This window comes from Gordonia sp. NPDC057258, from assembly GCF_042668985.1.
Taxonomy (GTDB): Bacteria; Actinomycetota; Actinomycetes; order Mycobacteriales; family Mycobacteriaceae; genus Gordonia; species Gordonia hongkongensis.
The window spans coordinates 50,320-75,296 of the sequence record NZ_JBHUXZ010000023.1 but is presented as its reverse complement, the minus strand read 5'-3'; the positions used below and the strand labels follow the sequence as shown (position 1 = coordinate 75,296).

Below are 24,977 nucleotides of genomic sequence, written 5' to 3'. Positions count from 1 at the left end.
CCGCGCCCGAAGTGCAGCGGCACAGTGGTGGCGTCTTTGAAGATCGCCAACCACGGCTGGACGTCACCGGCCATCGCGATCAAGTCCCGGATGGGCAGCAGGGTTCCGGTGGCGGTGGTCGCGAGTCCGGCTTCGCGGACGAGGTCGCCGAGGTCGGCTTTGATGATCAGTTGGACGGGCAGGCCGCGGTGCGAGGTGCCGAGTGCGCCGTCGGCGAAACCTGCGGCGAGTGCAGCGTCGAGCGCGTCGTGATTGGACTGGGCGAGGGTGCGGCCGTCGCGGTCGGCTGCGGTGGCCAGGGCGTCGGGGTCGGCGGCACCGGCCGGCCCGCTGGGCGAGGCGGGGTCGTCGGGGTTGTTGAGTCCGGGTTTGCCCCACACGGCGAACATCATGGTGAGTCGGGCGGCGAGTGCGGGTGTCAGGGTGCCGGAGATCTTGGCGGTGCCATCGGCGCGTTGCCGACCGATCCACAGGCCGCGGCGTCGTTTCTGGTCGGTGTCGTCGGTCAGGGTGCCGTCGGGGTCGAGGTGGGCGAGCAGGCGGGCACCGAGTTGGGTGATCTCAGCGGGGGTGTGGTCGGTGGCGATCTCGGCCATCTGCCGCTCAGCGGCGACCTTGATGTCGTGGTCGACGGCGACCGGGATGCGGTCGAGGACATCCAATGCGGCCTGCACGTGCGCGGTGCCGACCGCGCCGTGTGCGAACGCTTCGGCGAGGCAGGGGTATTCGGGTGGGAGGACCTCGCCGCCGAGGCTGGTCCGGTGGGCGGTGGCGTCCATCTGCTTACGGCGGCGCATCGGGTTCGACACTCGTAGCTGGTGCGTCATGTACTGCATGAGGGTGCGGCAGCCGGCCTTGCGGGGCAGGTCGCGAGCGACGGCCTGATCGATCTGCCGGTCACCGGCAACGGTCAGACGAGCGATGGCGCGTTCGGTCTCCGCGGCCACCTCAGCGAGTTCGGCATCGGTACACGGCGACAGATCCACGGTCTGCAACTTGTCGAGGGTGCGGTGGAGATCGGCCACCAACTCGACCACACGAGGCGAAGGCGCGTCGGTGCCGACGACCTGCTGGGAATCGAACATGACGGTCACCTCCCCCGAGAACCCGTGCTGCGAATGTACGTTCGACTGTACACGAAAGAAGGGTAAACGGCAGCTCGAAATACGTTGTCCAACAGAATCTTTGCTGCGCGGAGTTGCCACCTTAAATTGTCGGTGGTTGCTGGTAGTGTCCGCCCGCGGGCGAGAACTGTCTTTGCAGTGCGGAACCCTTCGTGACGCGCCCTCCGCAAGCTCCGGACGCTCCTCAGGGAGCAGGGGGTTGACGCGCCCTCCGCAAGCTCCGGCCGCCCCTCAGCAGCTGTGGCCTGACGGCCGTCGTGGACTGCGAAAGAACTGTTGTGCTCGGAGCGGGCCCACTTACTGCTCCCAGAGGGAGACCGGAGCCTGCGGAGGCCGTCACCAACCTCCAGAGCCGCGGGGTGGGCCCTAGGTACCCCGGGGGACGTCGCTTACGATGAGGCACCGTGCCTGTGACAGCCCCGACCTCGCCTGAGGATTCCGCCGAACCGTCCTCGTCGGGGCCGGAATCGTCGGGGCACGGGACCAGGATTTCCGCGGGCACCGCCCGGTGGATCGCGATCGTGGCGGGGATCGCCGGCATCGTGCTGTGTGCCCTCACCCCGCTGCTGCCGGTCAAGGCCGTCGACGCCGGTTTCGAGTGGCCGGCCGGGCAGGATCTGAACGCCGACACGTCGTCGGTGATGGCGCCGCTCATCGCGCAGACCCCGCAGACCCTCGACGCCCGCATTCCGTGCGCGACGCTGGCGTCGGCACCGGACGGCGTGGTCCTCGCCACGATGCCGACCAATGCACCACGCTCGAAGTCGTCGTCGCTGTGGGTCACCGCCACCGACGCCGCGATCACCGTGACCTTCCGGAACAGTCTCGCCGCGACCGCCTCCCGCGCCGACCTGAGCCGATGTTCGGACTTGCGCATCTTCTCCGCCCCCACCGGCCCGGGTGCGCAGTTCGTCGGGCTCGGCGAGTCGACGACCCTGCCGCCGGACCGCCGCCCGCAGGTCGACGGCATCTTCAGCAACCTCAGCCCGGAACAGGCACGCGACGCCGCTGGTAACGGCCTGCGCGTGCAGGTGGCCATCGACAACCGGTACGAGTCGTCCCCGTCGATCCTCAAGATCATCGTGATGGTGCTCGCCGCGCTGTCGGTACTCGTCGCCGTCGTCGCGCTCGGGCTGCTCGACCGCATCGGCGGGTACCACCGGCGGATCGGCGCGCGCACCCGCTCGTGGTGGCATTCACTGAAACCCCGGGCCAGCGACTTGGTCGTCACCGCGATCCTGCTGGTTTGGAGCGTCCTCGGGGCCGGTTCGCCCGACGACGGTTACATCCTCAACATGGGCCGTACCGCCGACGGTTTCGGCTACCTCGCCAACTACTACCGCTTCTACGGCATCCCCGAAGCACCGTTCGACTGGTACTACAGCTTCCTTGCGGCGTGGTCGTCGGTCTCGCCGTCGGTGCTGTGGATGCACATCCCGCAACTCGTCGCCGGACTCGTGTCGTGGTTCGTCCTGAGCCGGGTGCTGCTGCCACGCCTCGGCCCCGCGGTGCGGCGCAGTTCGTGGGCCATCTGGGCGGGCGCCCTGACGTTCACCGCGTTCTGGTTGCCGTTCTGCAGCGGCTTGCGCAGCGAGGGGATCATCGTCCTCGGTTCGCTACTGACCTGGTGGGCAGCGGAATACGCCATCGCGACCCGGCGGCTCCTGCCGGCGGCACTGGCCGCCCTCGTCGCGGGCTTCACCCTGGCGCTCGCCCCGCACGGCGTCGTCGGCGTGGCCATCCTGCTGGTGGCGGCCCGCTCACTGCTGCACATCCTCATCGACCGACGGAACCGGATGGACGGATCCCGCTGGGCGGCAACGCTCGCCCTCCTCGCGCCGATCGCCGCCGCCAGCATGGTGGTGCTCATCGTGGTGTTCCGCGATCAGACCCTGGCCACCGTCCTCGAAGCGATCAAGCTGCGCTACTCGGTCGGGCCGGTCATCTCCTGGCATCAGGAGTTCCTGCGGTACTACTTCATCTCGGTCGTCACCGACGACGGCGCCCTCACCCGTCGCGTACCGCTGCTCCTGCTGCTCGCCGGCCTGTTCGTCACGGTCGCGGTCATGTTGCGGCGCACGAGGATTCGCGGAGTCGACCCGGGACCCGTCTGGCGTCTCATCGGCGCCGTCGGGGTCACCCTCCTCCTGTTCGCGTTCACGCCGACCAAGTGGACCATCCAGTTCGGCGTGCTCGCCGGGCTGGCGGCGGCGATCGCGGCGGCGGCCACCGTCGCCGTGGCCCAGTCGGCGGCGCGTTCGGCGCGAAACCTGACGGTCTTCGTCTCCGGACTGTTGTTCGCGATGGCCGCCGCGATGGCCGGTTACAACTCGTGGCCGTTCCTCTACGAATACGGCATCTCCTGGTTCGACCGCGCCCCCGTCATCGCCGGCTACCAGGCGTCGACGCTGTTCCTCATCCTCGCCGTGATCGCGGCCGCGGTCGCGGTCTGGCAACACCTGCGGCTGGACTACGTGACCAATCGCGGTCTCGCACATGCCGACACCGGGCCCGGCGAGACCCGAGCCGATCGCCGACGGCTCTTTCTCGCCTCCTCACCACTGGCGGTGATCGCCGGTCTGCTGGTGATCGTGGAGTTACTGCTGTTCGCCAAAGCCGCGGTGACCCGGTATCCGGCGTCGACCGCACTCGCCGAGAACCTGAACACGCTGCGCGGCAACAGCTGTGGCCTCGCCGACGATGTCCTCGTCGAACTCGATCCCAACGCCGGCATGCTCACCCCGGCCGGCGGCGCCACCACGACGCAGGCGCTGCGCGGCGAGAACCCGGTCGGGTTCTCCCCGAACGGGATTCCCGACGACCTCCAGCCCGAGCCGGGTAGCCAGCGCCCCGGACAGATGAACGTGTCGGCGAGTATGGCCCGCCCGTTCGCGATCACCGGCGGGCTGGGCGCCGGGACCACCGGCGGGCGCGGACCGGAAACCGTGAACGGTTCCACCGCCAAGTTGCCGTACGGGCTCGACCCCGCCACCACGCCGGTCCTGGGCAGCTACGGGTATCCGGGCGAGGCCCGGCTCACGACCGGTTGGTACGACCTGCCCGCCGACCGCGCGGCGTCACCGCTGCTGGTGTTCAGCACCGCGGGCGCCGTCTCGACCATCGACACCTTCGGCGTACGCAACTTCGGGCAGAAGATGGTGGTGCAGTTCGGCCGCCCGGGTGCGGACGGGAACTTCGAACAGGTCGGCCCCGACATCCTGCCCATCGACCCCGGTCCCGTGATCCTGAACATGCCCTGGCGCAACATGCGCGTACCGATGTCGGCCGCCCCGCCGCGTGCGACCGTGATGCGATTGTCGCTGCAGGACAACAACCTCGGCGAGAAGCAGTTCATCGGGATCACCCCGCCGCGCGCACCGCGGTTGCAGACGCTGCAGGCGGTCGTCGGCTCGACGGCACCCACCCTCATCGACTTCGGGGTGGCGTCGCACTTCCCGTGCCAGCGGCCGATGGGTGTGTCCCACGGCGTCGCCCAGGTCCCACAGTGGCGCATCCTGGGTGACTATCCGCTGACCAATTCCCAGTCCAAGACGTGGCAGGCCGGCGTGGACGGCGGGTTGCTGGGGATCTCGGAGGCCACCACGTCCGCGTCGGCGGTCTCGACGTACCTGCAGGACGACTGGGTGCGCGACTGGGGCGCACTGGAGAAGCTGACCCCGCTCGTGTCCGACGCACCGGACGCGCGGATCGACACGGCACAGACGACGCAATGGGGCTGGTCACGAGCCGGCTCGATCAGGGTGGAGCCCCAATCCGATGAGTGAGTCCCGTACGCCTCGTACGTCCCGTCTGGCGACCACGGTCAACCCGAAGATCGTCGCGACCGTCACCGGTCTGCTCGGATTCCTGTTGGCGATCCTCACCCCGCTGTTGCCGGTGAACCAGTCGACCGCCGAACTGCAGTGGCCGCAGGGCGGCGACGTCTCCGATGTCGCCGCCCCGCTGGTCTCCTTCGTGCCGATCGACATGGAGACGTCGGTGCCATGTGCACTCGCCACCCGCCTGCCCGACCAGGGCGGAGTACTGCTGTCGACGATCCCCGAAGGCGGCCAGGACGCCGGGGCCCGCGGGCTCTTCGTCCGGGCGACGTCCGACGCACTGACCCTCACCGACCGCAACGTCGCCCTGCTGAACACCGATCGAGCGGCCGCGCAATCGAATCCGAACTGTCGCATCGTCTTCCGGGCCGACGGCGAGGGGGTGAGCGGACGATTCGAGGGCCTGCCCGAACCCGCCGCGGACTCCGGCGCCGCGCACGGCTTCGCGCTGGCCGACCACGAGATGCGTCCCCAGATCGTCGGCGTCTACAGCGATCTGCCCGCCGATGTCTCTCGTGACGGGTTGTCGCTGCGCGCCACCATCGACACCCGCTACGTCAGCACCCCGACCCTGCTGAAGCTCACCGCGATCGTGCTCGGCATCCTCATGACGATCGTCTCGCTGATCGCGCTCGGCATCCTCGACCGCCGGGACGGCCGCAGCCACAAGCGTTTCCTGCCGTCGGGCTGGTTCACGATCCGGCCGCCCGATGTCGCGGTGTTCGCGATTCTCGCCTTCTGGTGGTTCGCGGGCGCCAACACCTCCGACGACGGCTACAACTTCATCGTCGGCCGGATCACCGGAGACGCCGGGTACGCCGACAACTACTTCCGCTACTTCGGTGTGCCGCAGGACCCGTTCGGCTGGCACTTCCAGGTCATCTCGGCCATGACGGACGTGAGCGTCGCGGCACCGTTCATGCGACTACCGGCCTTCCTCCTCGGGTTGCTGGGCTGGTGGCTCATCAGCCGAGAGGTGATCCCGCGCCTGGGCCGCGCGGTGCGGCACAGCACGCCGGCGGTGTGGTCGGCCGCGTTCGTCTTCCTCGCGATCTGGTTGCCGTTCAACAACGGTCTGCGTCCGGAACCGGCCGAGGCCGTCGGCGCTCTGCTCACCTGGTGCTGCGTGGAACGCGCGATCGCGACCCGTCGACTGCTCCCCTACGCCGTCGCGGTGGTCACCGCCGCCTTCACCCTCGCGCTCGCGCCCGGCGGTCTGATGGCGGTCGCCGCACTGCTCGCCGGGATCCGACCGATCGTGAAGACCCTGGTGTCGCGCCGGTCCCGGGACGGCCTGCTGCCGATGCTCGCGCCCATCCTGGCGGCCGGCACCGCGGTACTGTTCCAGATCTTCGCCGATCAGCCGCTCGCGCCGCTCATCGCGGGTAACAAGGTCGCCTCCGACGTCGGCCCGACGCTGGAGTGGTGGCAGGAACCGATCCGGTACTACTACCTGATCCTGCCGACCGCCGACGGCACGCTCGCACGACGCTTCGGCGTGCTGGCGATGATCCTGTGCCTGTTCGTCGTGTTGCTCCGCCTACTTCGGCGGGAGCATCCCAACGGCATTGCGCGCGCACCGATCTGGCGACTGGTCGCCGTCACCCTCGGCACGATGTTCTTCATCGCCTTCACGCCGACCAAGTGGACCCACCACTTCGGTGTGTACGCGGGCATCGCCGCGGGCCTCGCCGCCGCGGCGGGCGCCATGATGGCGCCGGCCGTGCTGCGGTCGCGACGCAATCGCAGCTTCTTCGCCGCCGCGGTGCTCGCGATCACCGGAATCTCCTTCGCCGGCACCAACGGCTGGTGGTTCGTCGGCAGCTACGGCGTCCCGTGGTGGGATCGCCCACCGACGGTGGGCGGCATCAACATCGCCTGGTTCATCCTCGCCGCCGCGGTCGCCACCGCACTTGCCGGCCTGTGGTTCCACTTCCGCGACGACTTCGTCGACGAACAGACCCGTACGCGCGGGGCCGACAAGTGGTATTCGAAGCTCAAGTTCTCGCCGCTGCCGGTCATCTCCGGGCTGATGGTGCTGTTCATGGTCGCTTCGTTCGCGAAAGGCGCCTACGAGCAACGTGATTCGTGGTCGTGGATGAAGTCCAACGCACGCGCTCTCACCGGGAACTCGTGCGGGCTGGCCAACGACGTCCTCGTCGAAGCCGATCCGACCGCCGGACTGCTGCAGCCCGCGGCGGTCGACGGTCGGCCCGCCCCCGGCATCGCCGCGGCGCTGGCCGGACCGGACACGACGGGCTTCTCCCCGAACGGCGTACCCGATCGCCTGTCCGTCGACGCCACCGAGGACACCGAGTCGTCGACCACCTCCGGCGCGCAGAACAGCGCCCAGACCGGCGCCGGCTCAGACGAATCCGGCGACAGCTCGTCCGCGCAGGGCGGCACCGAAGGCGGCCAGGGCGCACGAGGCGTCAACGGGTCGACAGTGCGTCTGCCGTTCGGCCTGAACCCCGCCGAGACCCCCGTCCTGGGCAGCTATGGCTCGCCGTCGGGTACCGGCTCGCTGACCTCGGACTGGTACCAGCTGCCCGAACGTTCCGACGACACCCCGCTGCTGACGATGGCGGTCGCCGGATCGGTCGAGGCGGTCGACGGCATCGGGGTCGTGCACGCCGGCCAGAAGGTCACTATGCAGTTCGGCCGCGTGGAGGCCGACGGGCGGGTGAGCGCGCTCGGCCGGATGTTCCCGATCGACATCGGCGAGACCCCCACCTGGCGCAACCTGCGGTTCCCGCTCGCCGACGCACCGCTCCGAGCCGATGTCGTCCGGGTCGAGGTCGCCGACACCGCGGCCGCACCGTCGGAATGGGTCGCGGTGACGCCACCGCGGGTCAGCACCCTGGCCACCCTCAACGACGTCGTGGGCCAGACCGACCCGGTCTTCATCGATTGGCTGCCCGGAATGGTCTTCCCGTGCCAGCAGCCGATGAAGGTGCGCAACGGCGTCCTCGAGGTACCGCAATGGCGGATCATGCCCGACGCCGAGGCCACCCGGAAGAACAGCCAGACCTGGATGTCGGGCACCGCGGGCGGTCCGCTCGGCATCACCGAGGCGATGCTGCGACCCACCCTGCTGCCGACGTACCTCCGGAACAACTGGGGACGTGACTGGGGCGGCCTGCAGAAGTTCACCGAGATCATCCCGGCGCCGGCTGCGGAACTGGACCTCGGGACGGCTCGCCGTTCAGGGTTGTACGACCCCGCGCCGATGCGCTCCAGCGGGTATTGACCTGGTGTCTGACACCGCGCCGACCTGGGGTTTCCCTTTTCCCCACGGTCGGTGCGGCAAACACGCTCGAGGCCTTCGTTATCTCACTGTGATGTGCTGTCTCGGTTCCGTCACTCATGGCCGGCAGCCCTCGTCACGCCGCCGGTACCGGCCTAATTTCGAGTCATGCCTTCATTCACCGCACCTGGACTCAGCAACGAAGCCGCCAACGAGGTCGTGGGCATCCTGCAGGAGCGCCTCAGCGCGCTGAACGACCTGCACCTCACCCTCAAGCACATCCACTGGAACGTCGTCGGCGCGAACTTCATCGGCGTGCACGAGATGATCGACCCGCAGGTCGAGCTCGTCCGCGGCTACGCGGACACCATCGCCGAACGCATCGCCACGCTCGGAGCGTCGCCGAAGGGCACCGCCAAGGCGATCGAGAACGACCGCTCGTGGAACGACTACTCCATCGGACGCGACACCGCGCAGGCACACCTCGGCGCGCTCGACCTGGTCTATGACGGGTTCATCACCTCGCACCGCGACGGCATCAAGAAGATCGGCGACATCGATCCGATCACCGAGGACATCCTCATCGGACAAACCGCCGAACTCGAGAAGTTCCAGTGGTTCGTCCGCGCACACCTCGAGAGCTACACCGGTGAGCTCACCCACGCCGGCGCCAGCGGCGAAAAGGCAGCGGCCGACGCAGCCCGCTGACCTGGCGCAACAGACCGAGTAGCGGGTCACCACACCCCCGGACCCGCCCGGAGCCGCGGTCGCGACCTTCCGCCCCGTTGGTCGCGGCCGCGGTAACACCTTTCTGTACCCACCAACTACGAACAGGCACTGACACCCGCACCCGGATACACAGCCGAATACCTTGCGCCGCTTGGGACCTCAGGGACCAAGGGCTTCTCGACCATGTCCACGGTTCGTGGTTTGTTACGCTGACCACAGGCTGATGCCGCGAACAGGATGTGAAGCAAACCGCGTCCACCAGATCGATCGGAGCGCTTTTCCGCTCTGACGGGGAGGCACGTGTGTCCGAAACGCGATCATTCACCCTGTTCGATGATCTGGAGCTCCACATGCAGTTCGCGCCGGTCTGCCGGCTGTCCGATGGCGCTCTCGCCGCCGTCGAACTGCAGCTCCGGGGGCCGGCCGGTACCCGGCTCGCCACCGCCGCCGCCCTCAAACGCGCCGCCCGTCTCGTCGAAGAACACCCTGTACTCGACGAGCGCAAGCGCAAGATGGCCGCGTCCCAACGTGCGCAGTCGCTGGCCAAGATCCTGCCGCTGCTGGTCTCCCTCGATCTCGACCTGATCGACAACCTCGACGACGAGACGGCGCGCAGCCTCGAACGTCACGTCATGGTCATCCTCCCCGACGCCGTCGAACGCAGCCCGCAGCGGACACTCGCCCGCGTCGCCCGCGCCCGGGCGGCCGGCAAGATCATCTGCGTCGACGGGCTCGTCCGCAGCGAGCACGCGGCCACGCTGCTCTCCCTCGTCGAACCCGACATCATCGTCACCGGTGCCGAACTGCTCACGTCGCAGACCAGCTCCGACGCCGCGCACCTCGCCCACGCGCTGGCCGCGCACACCGAACGCAGCCATGCCGTCGTCATCGCCGAGGGCGTCGACGACGAGGCCACCCGGATCACCGCCCAGACGATGGGCGCCGCTTTCGGTATCGGCGACCTGTATCCCGCCGTGACCGACCCGTCCGTCCTCGCCAGCCGGACCGTCGTGCCGCTGCCCGAGATGCCGGTGTGGACCACCCCCGGCCCGGACAAGTCGACGCCGTACCGCATCGCGTCGACCTCGATCCCGCCGCGTATGGGCAACAAACGCCTGCTCATCGAGATGAGCAAGGCACTCGAGGAGCAGGCGGCCATCGGTGGTGCCGCGATCGTGCTGGGCACCTTCCAGTTCGCCGAACACTTCACCTCGCGAACCGCCAAGCGGTGGCGGGAGATGTCGGAGAAGACCGGTCTGGCCGGGGTCTACGGTGTCGGGTTGCCCGACATCCGGGACGGGAACGTCCACCGCGCGCCGCTCGACGCGGAGGACGACCTGATCAACGAGTGGAATGTCGCCGTCCTCGGGCCGCATTTCGCGGCGCTGCTCTCGGCGCGCGACCAGCACGACGCCGGTCCCGATCTCGAGCGCACCTTCGAGTTCGTGCAGACCTACGACCGCATGACCGTCACCCAGGCCGTGCACTCGATCCTCATGCGGTTCTCCTGATCCGAGTCGCGCGCGGGAAGTGACCTCGACGGACGCGGCGGCCTCGCTGCGCTCGGACGACGCTGCTCGGCCAGCAGGCGGGGAGCCGGCGGCCTCGCTGCGCTCGGACGACGCTGCTCGGCCAGCAGGCGGGGAGCCGGCTGCCTCGCTGCACTCGGACGACGCTGCTCGGCCAGCGGGCGGGGAGCCGGCTGCCTCGCTGCGCTCGGACGACGCTGCTCGGCCAGCAGGAGGGGATCCGGCGGCCTCGCCTCTCCCGCTGGTTGAGCAGGTGACGAGCGCAGCGAGGAGCCGTGTCGAAGCCACCCAGGCCACGTCGAGCTATCCGGTCAGGGGATTTGGGTTTGTCACAGCATGGCTGACTACGATGCGCCTGTGCCGAAGTCGCCTGAAGTGTCCGCTGGCAACGCCGACACCACCGTTGGAGCTGCTGCCCAGCGTGCGTCCGGCGCACCGCAGTCCCGCACCGTCGCGCTCGTCGCCGCGGTCGCCGGGCTCATCGCCGTCGTCGCCGGCATCCTGACCCCGTTCCTGCCCGTCAGCACCTCGACGGCGTCGATCACATGGCCACAACAGACCGGCACTTCGGCATCGGTCACGGCTCCGCTCGTGGCGCAGACCGCCCGGAACGTCGACATCTCGATCCCGTGTCGCGTGCTGTCGACGACCCCCGCCGACACGTCGACCGTCGTGCTGTCGACGATGCCCGCGGCCGCGGTGAATGCGCGGGACAACGGGCTGTTCGTCGTCGCCGACGCGAACGGCGTATCCGTCGCCAACCGCAACAAGACGCTCGCCTCGGTGCCGCGGGACGCGCTGGCCGGTTGTACCGAACTCCGTATCTTCTCCGACGCCACGACGACCGGCGCGCAGTTCGTCGGTCTGCCCCCGGGACCGGCGATCGCGGGCGGCGGCGCCGTCGGCCTCGCCGAACCGGCGTCGAACCCGCAGATCGCCGGCATCTTCACCGACCTCACGCCCGAACAGCTCCGGGCCGCCCCGGGTGTCGACGTCCGCCTCGAGATCGACGATCGCTTCGACTCGTCGCCGTCGATCCTCAAGTGGGTGGTGATGGTCGTCGGTGTCGGAGCCGCGATCGTCGCGCTCGTGGCCGTCGGACGCCTCGACCGCATCCACGGCTATCACCGACGAGTCGGCCGGCGCCTCCGGTGGCGCCGGGTCCTGCGGCCCGGCCCCACCGACATCGGCGTGACGGTGACGCTGGTGGTCTGGCACTTCCTCGGGGCGGGGTCACCCGACGACGGTTACATCCTCAACATGGGGCGCAACGCCGCCGACGCCGGATACCTCGCGAACTACTACCGTTTCTACGGCATCCCCGAAGCGCCGTTCGACTGGTACTACAACTTCCTGGCGTACTGGTCGACCATCTCGACGACCGGCCTGTGGATGCGGCTCCCGTCGCTTTTCGCGGGCCTGGCCGCCTGGTTCATCCTCAGCCGAGTTCTCCTGCCCCGCCTGGGTGGCGCCGTGCGGCGGTCACAGTGGGCGATGCTCACCGGCGCGGCGGTCTTCCTCGCGTTCTGGCTCCCGATGTGTTCGGGGCTGCGCAGCGAGGGAATCATCGTCCTCGGCACCCTGGCGACCTGGTGGGCGGTGGAGGTCACGGTCTCGACGCGACGAATGCTGCCGGCCGTCATCGCCGCATTCACCGCGGCGCTGACGCTCGCCCTGGCCCCGCATGGTCTCGTCGCGCTCGCCCTGCTCATCGCGAGCGCCCGGCCCATGCTCCGCATCCTGGTCCGACGCCGCGCCGAAGACGGGCTCCTGCCGCTGCTCGCCCCCCTTCTCGCGGGTGTGGCGCTGGTCGTCATCATCGTCTTCCGCGACCAGACCCTGGCGACCGTCTTCGAGGCCCTGCGGATCCGTTACTCGGTCGGTCCGACGCTGGCGTGGTATCAGGAACTCCTGCGCTACTACTTCCTCGCGGTGAACACCACCGACGGCGCCCTGGCCCGCCGCATCCCGGTGCTCCTGTTCGCCGTGTCCATGTTCGTCGTCCTGGCGATCATGTTGCGCCGCAAGCGGATCGACGGCCTCGATCCGGGCGCGGTGTGGCGGGCACTGGGCGCCTCCCTGCTGACGATCCTGTTCCTGTCGTTCACGCCGACGAAGTGGACCATCCAGTTCGGCATCTTCGCCGGCCTCGGCGCGGCGCTGGCCGCCGTCGCCTGCGTGGCGATCGGGCAGGCGGCGCGCCGCACGCTCCGCAACCTGTCGATCCTGGTCGCCGGGCTGCTGGTGGCGTGCGCGGCCGCGGCGGCGGGCAAGAACGCCTGGCCGTGGCCCTACAACTTCGGCATCGCCTGGTTCGACAAGGCACCTGTCGTCGCCGGGATCCAGGTGTCGACCGTGCTCCTCGCGCTCGCGGTGGTGGCATTGCTGTTCGCCATCTGGCAACACCTCCGGATGGACTTCGTCGACGAGACCGGCCTCGCCCATGACCGCGGTGCCGCGCCCGCCGGCTGGCGCATCGGGGTCGCGTCCGCACCGATAGCGGTGATCGCCGTCCTCATCGTCGTCAGTGAACTCGCGGTGTTCGCGAAGGCCGCGACCAGCCGCGCGGACACCTTCACGTTGCTGTCCGCCAATCTCGACTCCGCGCGCGGAAACACCTGCGCGATGGCCGATTCCGTGCTCGTCGAACCCGATCCCAATCGCGGCATGCTGACGCCGGCGGACGGCGGCACGGCGTCGTCGACGCTGCAGGGTCAGTCCCAGGGATTCCGTCCCGACGGGGTGAAGCCGGACCTCACACCGCAGGCCGGCGCCCAGAAACCCGGCGCGATGAACACCTCCGCGGACCTGTCGAAGACATTCATCGTCTACGGCAGCAACCCGGGAACCACCGGCGGCGTCGGGCCTCGCGGCGTCAACGGCAGCACCGCGGCACTGCCATTCGGCCTCGATCCGGCGACCACACCCGTGCTGGGCAGCCACGAGACCAACAGCGGCCAGGCCACTCTGACCACCGGTTGGTATCGCCTGCCCGCCCGCGACTCCTCACCGCTGATCGTCATCACCGCCGCCGGCGCGGTCTTCACGCTCGACCGGGACGGCGTCCCGAACTTCGGGCAGGCGTTGGAGGTTCAGTTCGGTAGGGAGCCCGAAGCCGGCGCCGGGAGCGAAGCGAGCGGGCCGAATGTTCCTGCCAACGGACAGTTCGAGGAGGTCGGCGCGCCCGCGATCCCGATCGACCCCGAGCGGACCAACCGCCCGTGGCGAAACCTGCGCATCCCGATGGACCGCGTTCCCGCTGACGCGACCGTGATGCGAATCGTCGCCCGGGACAACAACCTCGACCCGGACCAGTGGCTCGCGATCACCCCGCCGCGGGCCCCGGTGCTGCAGACCCTGCAGACCGTCGTCGGCTCCACCGACCCCGTGCTCATCGACTTCGCCGCCGGCGCGGTGTTCCCGTGCCAGCGTCCGATGACCGCCCACCACGGCGTCTTCGACCTCCCGCAGTGGCGCATCCTGCCCGAGTCGTGGATCGCCAACTCGCAGTCCAAGACCTGGATGGCCACCGAGGACGGCGGCCTGCTGGCGCCGGTGGAGGCGCTCACGCGGCCGTCGACCCTCGCCACCTACCTCGACGACGACTGGTACCGCGAGTGGGGCAACCTGCAGCGCCTGACCCCGCTGGTGCCGCAGGCGCGACCCGCGGACGTGCAGACGGGAACGTCGACCACCTGGGGATGGTCGCGCCCCGGCCCGATCAGGGTGGTGCCCGAAGATGACTGACCCCGACCACTCGCACGCCGAACCGGCGACGCGGCACCCCGGAGAGAACCAGGCAGACGTGGCAGACACCGACACTTCTTCCCGAAGTCCCGCCGACACCGCGCCATTCGTGAGCGACCGCCGCCCGGGCTTCGCCGAACGCCACGCCGGCACCGCGCGTATCGTCGCGATCACCGCGGGCATCGTGGGCATCCTGCTCGCACTGCTCAGCCCGTTCCTGCCGGTCGACTACACCAAGGCCGAACTGACCTGGCCGCAACAGGGTTCGGTGGCGAACGTCGCCGCACCGAACGTGTCGTTCGTCCCGGTCTCGATGGACGTCACGGTTCCGTGCGCACTCGGCGCATCCTTGCCCTCGTCCGGCGGAGTGCTGTTGTCGACGGTGCCCGAAGGCGGCGCGGAGGCAGGCAAGGTCGGCCTCTTCGTCCGGGCCACCGCCGACTCGCTCCAGGTCGTGCAACGAAACGTCGTGCTGCTCAACACTCCTCGCGCGGCCGCACAGTCGGCGCCGGACTGCCGGATCGTCGTCGAATCCGACACCGAGGGCACGCGGGGGTCGATCCAGGGCCTGCCGGAGAACGCCGCCGGCGCCGGGAGCGGCGCGAGCGCGCCGAATGACGATGACACCGGCGCCGTCCGGTCCTTCGATCTGCGGGATCCCAACGCCCGGCCGCAGATCATCGGTGTGTACTCGAGCCTTCCGGCCGACGTCAGCACCGACGGACTCTCCTTCCGGTCGACCATCGACACCCGGTTCGTCTCCACGCCCACGACACTCAAGTTCTGGCTGCTGGTCCTCGGCATCGCGTCGACGATCCTCTCCCTCGCCGCGCTGGCGGTCCTCGACGCCCGCGACGCGCGCGGCCATCACAAGATCTTCCCGGCGGGCTGGTGGCGCGTACGCCCGGTCGACGGAGTCGTCACCCTGGTGCTGCTGATCTGGCTGTTCGTCGGCGGCAACACCGCCGACGACGGATACCAGGTGACGGTCGGCCGGATCGCCGGCGAGGCCGGTTATCTCGACAACTACTACCGCTACTTCGGTGTCCCGCAGGATCCGTTCGGCTGGCACTACCACTACCTGTCGGCGTGGATGGAGATCAGCACCGCGACGCCGTGGTTGCGAGTGCTGCCGTTCATGTTCGCGATGGCGTCGTGGTGGTTGATCAGCAGGGCGGCGATCCCCCGCCTCGGGCGGGCCGTCCGCGAGTCGACGGCGGCGATCTGGGCTGCCGCCCTGGTCTTCCTGGCGGTGTGGATGCCGTACAACAACGGACTGCGCGTCGAACCGCTCATCGCGCTGGGCACCATCTTCACCTGGGTGTGCGTCGAGCGCGCGATCGCCACCGGCCGGTTCTTCCCGCTGACGATCGGCATCATCTCCGCGGCGTTCACCCTCACCATCCATCCCACCGGCGTCATCGCCTCGATCGCCCTGATCGCCGGCATCCGGCCGCTGATCAAACGTCTCGCGGTGCGCCGCAAGCGCGACGGTCTGTGGCCGCTTCTCCTCCCGATCCTCGCCGCCGGGCTCGCGGTGATGTTCGAGATCTTCGCCGACCAGCCGCTGGCACCGATCCTGGAGGCGGTCTCGGTCAACGGGCAGGTCGGCCCCACCAACAAGTGGTGGGAAGAGCCGATGCGCTACTACATGCTGATGAACCCCACCGCCGACGGCGGAATCGCCCGGCGTTTCGGCATTCTCATCGTGTTCACCTGCTTCGTCCTGGTCGTGGTCATGCTGCTCAATCGGCGCCGCCTGCCCGGCATCGCCACCGCACCCACGTGGCGTCTGGTCGCCATGGTCGCCGGCTCGGCCGTGCTGATGGCATTCCTGCCGACCAAGTGGACCCACCAGCTCGGCGTGTACGCCGCGATCGGCGGCGCGCTCGCCGCGGTGGCAACCGCCTGCGCCGATCGCACGATCATGCGTCGTCGCCGCAACCGGACCCTGTTCGCCGCCGCCTGCGCATATGTTCTGGCGCTCGCATTCTCCGGACGCAACCAGTGGTGGTACGTCGGCAGCTACGGAATCCCCTGGCGGGACGCGGTTCCCGACGTCCGGGGCATTCCGCTCTGGACCGGGATCCTCGCGGTGGCGGTGGCGCTGACCGCTCTCGGTCTGTGGCAACACTTCCGCGACGACTACGTCGACGACGCCGTCCGGACCGGTACTTCGCGGTCGGTGTTCGCCCGACTCCGCAGCCCGTCGATCATCGTCGTGTCGACCATCATGCTGCTGTTCACCCTGGTGTCATTCGCGAAAGCGGACTGGACGCAGCGCAATTCGTGGTCGTGGCTGAGCTCGAACGTCAACGCGCTCCAAGGACAGCCGTGCGCGCTCGCCGACGCCGTACTGGTGGAGGACGATCCGAACGCCGGACTGCTGTCACCCGCGCGAGTGGCGGGACAGGACAACCCGTCGCCGGGCGCCGCGCTGGCCGGAACCGGGATGGAAGGGTTCGACCCCAACGGAGTGGCGTCGGACCTGTCCGAGGAGACCGAAGAGGAAGCCGAGGAGTCCTCGTCGGGCACCTCGACCGCGGAAGTCGACCGCACCCAGTCCGATCCGACCGAGGACGGAACCAGCGCCGAGACCGACACCACGACCGGTTCCAGCGACACCAGCGGTGGGCAGACCGCCCAGGCCGGCGTCAACGGGTCGACCGTGAAGCTGCCGTTCGGTCTGTCACCGAGCCAGACCCCGGTCCTCGGAACCTACAACTCCCCCAGCGGCACCGGACGCCTCACGTCCGACTGGTATCAGTTGCCGGAGAACCCCTCCGGCGAGCAGCCGCTCGTCACGATGTCGGTGGCGGGGCAGGTCGAGTACATCGACGACCTCGCCGTCACCCGGCCCGGACAGCGAGTGCGACTGCAGTTCGGCCGCGTCGCGCCGGACGGCACGGTGGCACCGGCCGGTCAGATGGTGCCGCTCGACATCGGTGGTGCCCCCGAGTGGCGCAACCTGCGCTTCCCGATGGACCAGGCGCCCCCGGGCGCGACGGTGGTCCGCGTTCTCGCCGAGGACACCTCGACGCTGCGCGACCAGTGGCTGGCCGTCACCCCGCCACGCGTCTCGTCGATGGTGACGCTGAATTCGCTGGTGGGCAGCGAGGATCCGGTGCTCATCGACTGGGAGGCAGGTCTCGCCTTCCCGTGTCAGCGTCCCGCCCAGGTGAAGTACGGGGTTCTGGAGACACCGGAGTGGCGGATCTCGCCGGACCGCGAAGGCGAACGGGTCAACTCCCAGCGCTGGATGGCCGGCGACTCCGGTGGCCCGCTCGGCATCATCGAGAACGAGTTGCGGCCGCGCGTGTACCCGTCGTACCTGCGCAACGACTGGGCCAAGGATTGGGGCATGCTTCAGAGCCTGACCCCGATCCTCCCGCAGACCGACGCCGAATTGACCATCACCACCGACACCCACCACGGACTCTGGACCCCGGGACCCATGCGGGCGGTGAAGAACTAGGCAGTCCTGCTACCCGCGCACTACCACGCACTCTGCTCCCCGAGGAGCGCCCGGACCTTGCGGAGGGCGCGTCGTCACGAAGGGGTCTTCGCGACCCGAGTCACCAAGACCCTTCGTGACGCTCGCAAGCTCGCTCCTCAGGGAGCAGGAGGTTAGCTCGCAAGCTCGCTCCTCAGGGAGCAGGGGATCTGCGACTTTCTCGATCAGGGAGCGGAGGGCGGTACAGGTAGCGCTCGCACCTCAGAGCGGAGCGAGGCCCGTCGCTAGATCGGCATCAGGAAGTGCTTGCGCGGGGTCTTGAGGACCTGCTTGTCGCGCAACTGCGCCAACGCCTTTCGCAACTGGAGCCGGGTCTCGGACGGCTCGATGACCGCGTCGACGTAACCCCGCTCGGCGGCGAGGTACGGGGTCGCCATCATCGTGTTGTAGAAGTCGATGAACTCACGCCGGATCTTGTCGGCTTCGGCGGCCGAGAGACCTTCAGTCTGACGTCGGGTCAGCACCGCGGCCGCCGACTCGGCGCCCATCACCGCGATCTTCGCTGTCGGCCAGGCGAAGTTGACGTCGGCACCGAGGTGCTTGCTGCCCATCACCGCGTAGGCGCCGCCGTAAGCCTTGCGCAGCACGACGGTCACCTTGGGGACATCGGCTTCGACGTAGGCGTACAGGAAGCGGCCGGAGCGTCGGATGGTGCCCTTCTGCTCCTCCGCGAGACCCGGGAGGATGCCCGGGGTGTCTACCAGGAACACCAACGGGATGCTGAAGGCGTTGCAGATGCGCACGAAACGCGTCGCCTTCTCCGACGAGTCGGTGTCGAGCACACCCGACATCACGCTCGGCTGATTGGCGACCACACCCACCGACCGGCCGTCGACCCGTGCGTACCCGGTGATGATGTTGGGCGCGAACAACTCTCCCACCTCGTGGAAGGCGCCGTCGTCGAACAGCTTGATGATGATGTCGTGCATGTCGTACCCGGCGTTGTCGTTGTCGGGCATGAAGTCGTTGAGCGACAGGTCGGACTCGGTGATCTCCGGCTCGAGACCCGGGTTGACGACGGGCGGCCGCTCGTAGGCACTCGACGGCATGTACTGCAGGTACTCACGGACCCAGTCGAACGCGGACTTCTCGTCGGGGGCGACGTGATGGATGTTGCCCCACCGCGCCTGATTGTGCGCGCTGCCGAGGTCCTCGGCCGAGATCTCCTCGCCGTTCACCTGTTTCAGCACATCGGGTCCGGTCACGAACATGTACGACTTGTCCTCGACGGCCACCAGGATGTCGGTGTTGGCGGGGGTGTAGACCGCGCCGCCGGCGCACTTGCCCAGGATCACCGAGATCTGCGGCGCGAGACCGGAGAGCAGATCGTTGCGGCGACCCATCTCGGCGTACCACGCGAGTGAGGTGACGGCATCCTGGATCCGCGCACCGGCCGAGTCGTTGATACCGACCATCGGGCATCCGATCTTGCCCGCCCACTCCATCAGCGAGGCGACCTTGCGGCCGAACATCTCACCGACGGTTCCACCGAAGACCGACTGGTCGTGGGAGAACGCCGCCACCGGACGCCCGTGCACCAGCCCGTGTCCGGTGACCACGCCGTCGCCGTAACCACTCTCGGCCGCACCCGGCATCTTCGCCAGCGCACCGATCTCGACGAAGGTCCCGGGATCGAAGAGCATGCTCAGACGCTCACGCGGAGAACAGATCCCCTTCGCCGCGCGTTTCGCGAGCGCCTTCTCGCCTCCCGGCTCGCGAGCGGCCTCCAACTTCTGACGGAGGTCGGCGAGCTTGCCTGCGGTGGTGTCAGCCACGGTGTCTCACTTTCTACGCGACCACTGATTGACGATGAGCAGCCGTGCCGCTACTGCTCATCGAGCCGTCCGACCCGCGCGGCCAGGTCGTTACCGATCTTGGCTATGTACGGCTCGTCGACGATCGAGAGGTGGTCACCGCCGACATGGATGATCTCCAGATCGTCGACGACCTCACCCCAGCGGCCGTCCTCGTCGATCTCGGCCCACTGCGGTTCGAGTTCGACGGCGCCGGCGTGCATCTTGTCGGCCCGGTACAGCACGACCTTGCCGTCGTAGGGTTCCGGCGCGATGCTGCTCAGCACGCGGTTCTCGATGAACGAGGTCCGCTGGTGTTCGATGATGCCGCCGGGGATCTTGGTGCCCGACATCGACATCATCTCCATGATGATCGCGAACTGCCCCTCGTCGTCGGCCTCCACAAGCCGATCCATCGGGATCGGTACATCGGGGTCGAGGTCGTAGTTGCGGATCGCGAACTCCTTCCACCGCTCGAGCCGCGCCCGCTTGCTGTCCGGCGTCTCGGTCATGTCCGCGCGAGGGCGCACCACGTCGATGAGGCCCACGAAGGCAACTTCTTCCCCGGCCTCACGCAGGAGTTGCGCGACGCCATAGGCGAGCGCACCGCCGAAGGACCAGCCGACCAGCACGTACGGGCCGTTCGGCTGCAGCTCACGCAGGCGCGGAAGGTATTCGCGCACACGGTCTTCGATCGATCCCTCGACTCCACGGTCGAAGCCGATGACGGGCCGGTCCGCCGGCAGACGCTTCAGCAGCGCCTCATAGGCGGAGGTGTTCCCGCCCGCGGGATGGAACAGCAGGATCGGCGTCGGATCGCCGGCGGACGGGTCATAGACCTTCTTGCCGTCCGGGACGAGGCGCAGGTAGCGCAGGAACCCGTCGGTCGACGCGCCGGCATTGAGATGCTCGCGCACGTAGTTCGACATCTCCTCGATCGTCTCGGAGTCGAGGATGTCCTCGACGTCGAGATCCCCGCCGGTGCGCTCGTTGAGGCGATCGGTGAGCTGCTGGGCCACGTCCTCCGACAGCACCGGCAGCTTGTTGAAGATGCCGCCGGCCGAGGCCTTGGTGACCACCGCGTACGTGCCGAAGGTCAAGCGCTCGGCGGCATCCCGCGGCGGCACGTCCGAGCCGGCCGCCTCGGCGACGGCCCGCTGCGAGGTGATGTCGGTGGCCGGCTTCGGGGTTGCCGCGGGAGCGGCCGACTCCTCGACCGCCTCCTCGCGTGACGACACCTCCGGTTCGGGCGAGTTCGCGACCGCCTGCTCGACGTCGGCCAGATCCTCGGCGATGTGCCGCTTCGGCTCCGGCGACTGCTCGCCGGGCTCGTCGGACTGACCGGCCGGTGCGGAGGCTGCCGACTCACCACCGCCGGCGTTCTGCTCGTCGATGTAGGCATTGAGCGCCGCGGTGTCGAGTTCGCCACCGCCGGCGGCATTCTGGGCGAGATCGTCGAGCTGATCGCGATGCGTCACCGCGAAGTCGACGAACTTCTCGACGTCGGCGAGGTTCGCCTGGCGCATCGCCTGCAGTTGCAGCTGCGGGATGTCGAACTCGTACTCGACGCGGTTCTTGATCCGCACCGCCATCAGCGAGTCGAGACCGAGCTCGATCAGCGGAATCTCGCGCGGCAGGTCCTCGGGGTCGTAGCCCATGGACTCGCCGACGATGATCGCGAGCCGATCACCCACCGTCTCACCGGATTCGGGGTTCCATCGGTTGCCGATGTCGTCTACGACGTCGTCCTCGACGACCACCGTGTCATCGGCGAACACCTCGGCACCGGACCGTGCCGGGGCTGCCGGCGCGGCCGTGACCTCACCTGCGGTGTCGTCGAGGTCGCCGGTCACCGCCGCCTCGAACAGCAGCTGGAAGTTCTTGTCCGCCTTGGCGTGCACGGTCACCGCCGCACCGCCGGGATGCGGGCTCAGCGTCGTCGTGAGGGTTCCCGATGCCGGGATGGCGCTGTGCGCGACCGACGCCCCGACAGCCGCATTCGCCAGGACCTGGGCCGCCGCGGCACGCACCAGTTCACGCGGATCGGTGACCGCGGCCGCGTTGACCTCCCAGGCGTGACGGCCGTCGGGCAGTGCCACGTGCGATCCCGGGACCGTGCCGGCCGAGCCGCCCGAGGAGATCTTCGCGGTGAGCCAGAACTCCTTGCGCTCGAAGCGGGTACGCGGAATGGCCGCGTGACCACCGCGACCGAACAGCGACGCGACGTCGACCGGATGTCCGTGCACGTAGAGCTTCATCAGCGCGTTGACGAGTCCGTAGCTCTCGTCCTCCTTACGCCGCAGCGTCTCGATGAGCTCGGCGTCGTGCAGCCCAGCCGAGAAGGTCACCGCGGCAACGGAGATCAGAACGGCCGGGTTCGGCGAGAGCTCCAGGAAGGTGCGGTGGCCGTTCTCCACCGACTTCGCGATCGCCTGGCTGAACCACACGCTGTGGCGCAGGCCCTTGGTGAAGTAGTCGATCGTGTGGACGGGTTCGTGACCGGCGCGGTAGAAGACCTCGCGGTCGACCGAGCTGTAGAACCCGGTGGTGGGCCGCAACGGCGTGATACCGGTGAGTTCGTAGGCCAGCTCACCCAGGAGCGGGTCCATCTGCGAGGTGTGACTGGCGCCCTTGGTCGCCAGTTTGCGTCCGAGCTTGCCCTCCTTCTCGGCACGCTCGACGATGGCGTCGACCTGCGACTCCGGTCCGCCGATGACGGTGTGCGTCGGAGCGGCGTAGACACAGATCTCGAGGTCGGGGTAGTCGGTGAGGACGTCGGTGATGTCCTCGGCGCTGTACTCGACGAGCGCCATCAGGCGGATGTCGTCGCCCTGGAGCATCGACTCGCCCTCGCCCATCAGGCGCGAGCGCTGGCAGATCACCCGGGTCGCGTCTTCGAGCGAGAGACCGCCGCTGATGTACGCGGCCGAGGCCTCGCCCATCGAATGCGGCACGAGCACACCGGGTTCGGCGCCGTGGTGCCGCAGGGTGTCGGCGAGCGCGACCTGGATCGTGTAGATGCCGACCTGGCTCTGCTCGATGCCGTAGGTCTGCTCGTCGTCGACGAACATCTCCGCGATCGAGTACCCGAGCTCGTTCTGCACCAGCTCGTCGACCCGGTCGACGTACTTGGCGAAGATCGGGTTCTCGGTGTAGAGCTGCTTGGCCATCTTGCGGTGCTGCGAACCGAAGCCGGAGAGCAGCCAGACCGCGGACGCGGCGTCGGGCGAATCCGACGAGTAGACAAGCGGATTGCTCTTGCCCTCGGCCACCGCGCGGACACCGGTGATCGCGTCGTCGTGCGTACGGGCCATGACGACGGCGCGCGAGCGTCCGTGGTTGCGGTGTGCCAGCGCGCGGCCGATGTCGGCGAGCGGCGTCGACCGTCCCTCGTCGGACTCGAGCCACTCGAGCAGGTCCGCGGCGGTCTTGCGCCGACGCGATGGCAGGAAGCCCGAGATGACCAGCGGCACAACCGAACCCTCGACCGCGCACGGGGCGAATCCGGCGGCCGGATCCGGCGCGGTCTCCTCGATCACCGGATCGATGTTCTTCGCCTGCGCGGCGAGCACGGCGCGCTCGGCCTCGGTGAGGTAGACGTCGTCGTCGTCGAGATCGGGTTCGTCGACGAGCGACGCCGACGCGGGCAACTCGGATGCGCCCGCATCGCCTGCGGGCGCGGACGCCGGCGCGAGATCCTCGGGCCGCACCTCGCGGACGACGACGTGCGCGTTGGTGCCGCCGAAACCGAATCCGGAGACACCGGCGACGGCATGACCGGAATAGCGCGGCCACTCGGTGGCCTCCGGGATGACCCTGAGATTGTTGGCGTCGAACTGGATGTACGGGTTGGGGCCGCTGTAGTTCAGCGACGCCGGGATGGTGCCGTGCTGCATCGCGAGCACGACCTTGGCCAGAGCACCCGCGCCCGCGGCCGATTCCATGTGGCCGTAGTTCGTCTTGACCGATCCGAGCAGCATCGGCGAGCCGGGCAGACGCCCGCGACCGACGACGCGGCCCAGGGCGTCGGCCTCGATCGGATCGCCGAGGATGGTCCCGGTGCCGTGGGCCTCCACGTAGTCGACGGTGCGCGGATCGATCGCGGCGTCGGCGTAGGCGTCCCGCAGGACGTCGACCTGCGCCTCCGGGTTGGGTGCCGGTAGACCGTTCGAGCGACCGTCGCTGTTGACCGCCGAGCCCGCGATGACCGCCAGGACGTCGTCACCGTCACGGCGCGCGTCGGACAGTCGCTTCAGGACGAACAGGCCGCCACCCTCGGCGCGGATGAATCCGTCCGCGTCGGCGGAGAACGCCTTCACGTGCCCGTCCGCCGCCTGGGCGCCGATCTTGTCGAAACCGAGGGTGGCCGCCGGGTTGATGATCATGTTGACGCCGCCGGCCAGCGCGAGGTCGGATTCGCCGGTCCGCAGGCTGCGGACGGCCTGATGAACGGCCACCAGCGACGACGAGCACGCGGTGTCGAGGGCGATCGACGGCCCGCGGAAGTCGTAGAAGTAGGACACCCGGTTCGCGACGATCGCGGTGGAGGTGCCGGTCAGCGCATACGCGGCGGTGTCCTCGGCGCCCTCACTCAGGCCGAGGGTCGCCAGCAGCTGGTAGTCGTTCGTGGAGGAGCCGATGAACACACCGACCGGCGCACCCTTGAGATCGCTCGGCGGGATGTGCGCGTGCTCGAGTGCCTCCCAGGTCAGCTCGAGCGCGAGACGCTGCTGCGGGTCGACCATCTCGACCTCGCGCGGACTCATCTGGAAGAAGTCGGCGTCGAACGTGCGGACGTCGTCGAGATAACCGCCCTTGGTGTTGGCCGCGTCGAGGATCTCGACGAGCCGGGGATCGGACCGGAACTCCGACCACCGATCCGCGGGCAGGTCCGAGACACCGTCGACGCCGGCGATGAGCGCGTCCCACGTCGACTCGGGCGTCGTGCCCGACTTCGGGAACCGGGTCGAGAGCCCGACGATCGCGATGTCGTCGTCCGCGGTGCGCTCGCGCCGCCAGAAGGTGTCCGCATCGCCGTCGGCGCCCTCGTCGGGATCGCCCTCGATGATGCGCTGCGCGAGCGTGGCGATCGTCGGATGGTTGTAGACGACCGTCGCGGTGAGGATCACCCCGGTCTTGTCCTCGACGTCGGCGGCGAGCGCCACGGCGTCGCGAGACGAGAGACCGAGCTCCTCCATGGGACGGTCGACGGCGATCTGCTCGACGGGGAGCCCGGTCGCCTGTGACACCCACTCGCGCAGCCAATCACGAAGCTGGTCGACAGTGAGGTCACCGGCGGTCTCGCCGTCGGTGCCGGCCGCGGCGGAATCGATACTGCGGGCCTCGTCGGTATTCAGTTCAGACATCGCTTCCAGACTACTGATCTCGGGGCACCTGAACTGGTGCCGGGTGCATTATCAGCCCGCGGGGTGTCCGGGCGCGGCAACTCGACGCA

At 68.8% G+C, this 24,977-nt stretch carries 9 protein-coding genes; 6 read left to right on the top strand and 3 right to left on the bottom strand.

Annotated elements, in window-relative coordinates; translation table 11 throughout:
- Positions 1 to 1,085 (bottom strand): DUF222 domain-containing protein (locus tag ACFUEJ_RS16375; protein ID WP_388030596.1); only part of this gene is annotated, 1,085 nt, incomplete at its 3' end.
- 443 nt (positions 1,086 to 1,528) lie between these two features.
- On the opposite strand from ACFUEJ_RS16375, the gene ACFUEJ_RS16370 reads away from it, so the two are divergent.
- The 6 genes from ACFUEJ_RS16370 to ACFUEJ_RS16345 all read left to right on the top strand — a co-directional run bounded on the left by ACFUEJ_RS16370 (position 1,529) and on the right by ACFUEJ_RS16345 (position 17,690).
- The gene (locus tag ACFUEJ_RS16370; RefSeq protein WP_388030593.1) at positions 1,529 to 4,909 is read left to right on the top strand and encodes an arabinosyltransferase domain-containing protein; all 3,381 of its coding nucleotides are present in this window, start codon (positions 1,529 to 1,531) and stop codon (positions 4,907 to 4,909) included.
- Complete coding sequence (locus ACFUEJ_RS16365) at positions 4,902 to 8,213, top strand: arabinosyltransferase domain-containing protein (RefSeq protein ID WP_068970988.1); 3,312 nt, start codon at positions 4,902 to 4,904, stop codon at positions 8,211 to 8,213. The genes ACFUEJ_RS16370 and ACFUEJ_RS16365 overlap by 8 nt, the downstream gene beginning before the upstream one ends.
- A gap of 165 nt (positions 8,214 to 8,378) precedes the next feature.
- A complete protein-coding gene (locus ACFUEJ_RS16360; protein ID WP_058250943.1) occupies positions 8,379 to 8,918 on the top strand; it encodes a Dps family protein in 540 nt (179 codons plus the stop codon).
- A 323-nt stretch (positions 8,919 to 9,241) separates the two neighbouring features.
- Complete coding sequence (locus ACFUEJ_RS16355; protein WP_068970989.1) at positions 9,242 to 10,450, top strand: DICT sensory domain-containing protein; 1,209 nt, start codon at positions 9,242 to 9,244, stop codon at positions 10,448 to 10,450.
- A 354-nt stretch (positions 10,451 to 10,804) separates the two neighbouring features.
- Complete coding sequence (locus tag ACFUEJ_RS16350) at positions 10,805 to 14,215, top strand: arabinosyltransferase domain-containing protein (RefSeq protein ID WP_388030590.1); 3,411 nt, start codon at positions 10,805 to 10,807, stop codon at positions 14,213 to 14,215.
- Positions 14,208 to 17,690, top strand: a complete 3,483-nt coding sequence (locus ACFUEJ_RS16345) for an arabinosyltransferase domain-containing protein (RefSeq protein WP_247450931.1) — start codon at positions 14,208 to 14,210, stop codon at positions 17,688 to 17,690. The genes ACFUEJ_RS16350 and ACFUEJ_RS16345 overlap by 8 nt, the downstream gene beginning before the upstream one ends.
- Positions 17,691 to 17,953: 263 nt before the next feature.
- On the opposite strand, the gene ACFUEJ_RS16340 is transcribed toward ACFUEJ_RS16345, so the two are convergent.
- Positions 17,954 to 19,504 carry an acyl-CoA carboxylase subunit beta gene (locus ACFUEJ_RS16340; protein ID WP_068970990.1) on the bottom strand — a complete coding sequence of 517 codons (1,551 nt, stop codon included), beginning with the start codon at positions 19,502 to 19,504 and terminating at the stop codon, positions 17,954 to 17,956.
- Between the two features lie 50 nt (positions 19,505 to 19,554).
- A complete protein-coding gene (pks13, locus tag ACFUEJ_RS16335) occupies positions 19,555 to 24,888 on the bottom strand; it encodes a polyketide synthase Pks13 (RefSeq protein WP_247450929.1) in 5,334 nt (1,777 codons plus the stop codon).
- Positions 24,889 to 24,977: the final 89 nt, after the last annotated feature.

What these genes read in the sequence shown, in the direction of transcription:
- ACFUEJ_RS16365 (WP_068970988.1), top strand. Translation starts at nt 4,902, where the DNA reads ATGAGTGAGTCCCGTACGCCTCGTACGTCCCGTCTGGCGACCACGGTC.
- ACFUEJ_RS16360 (WP_058250943.1), top strand. Translation starts at nt 8,379, where the DNA reads ATGCCTTCATTCACCGCACCTGGACTCAGCAACGAAGCCGCCAACGAG.
- ACFUEJ_RS16350 (WP_388030590.1), top strand. Translation starts at nt 10,805, where the DNA reads ATGGCTGACTACGATGCGCCTGTGCCGAAGTCGCCTGAAGTGTCCGCT.
- ACFUEJ_RS16345 (WP_247450931.1), top strand. Translation starts at nt 14,208, where the DNA reads ATGACTGACCCCGACCACTCGCACGCCGAACCGGCGACGCGGCACCCC.
- pks13 (WP_247450929.1), bottom strand. Translation starts at nt 24,888, where the DNA reads ATGTCTGAACTGAATACCGACGAGGCCCGCAGTATCGATTCCGCCGCG.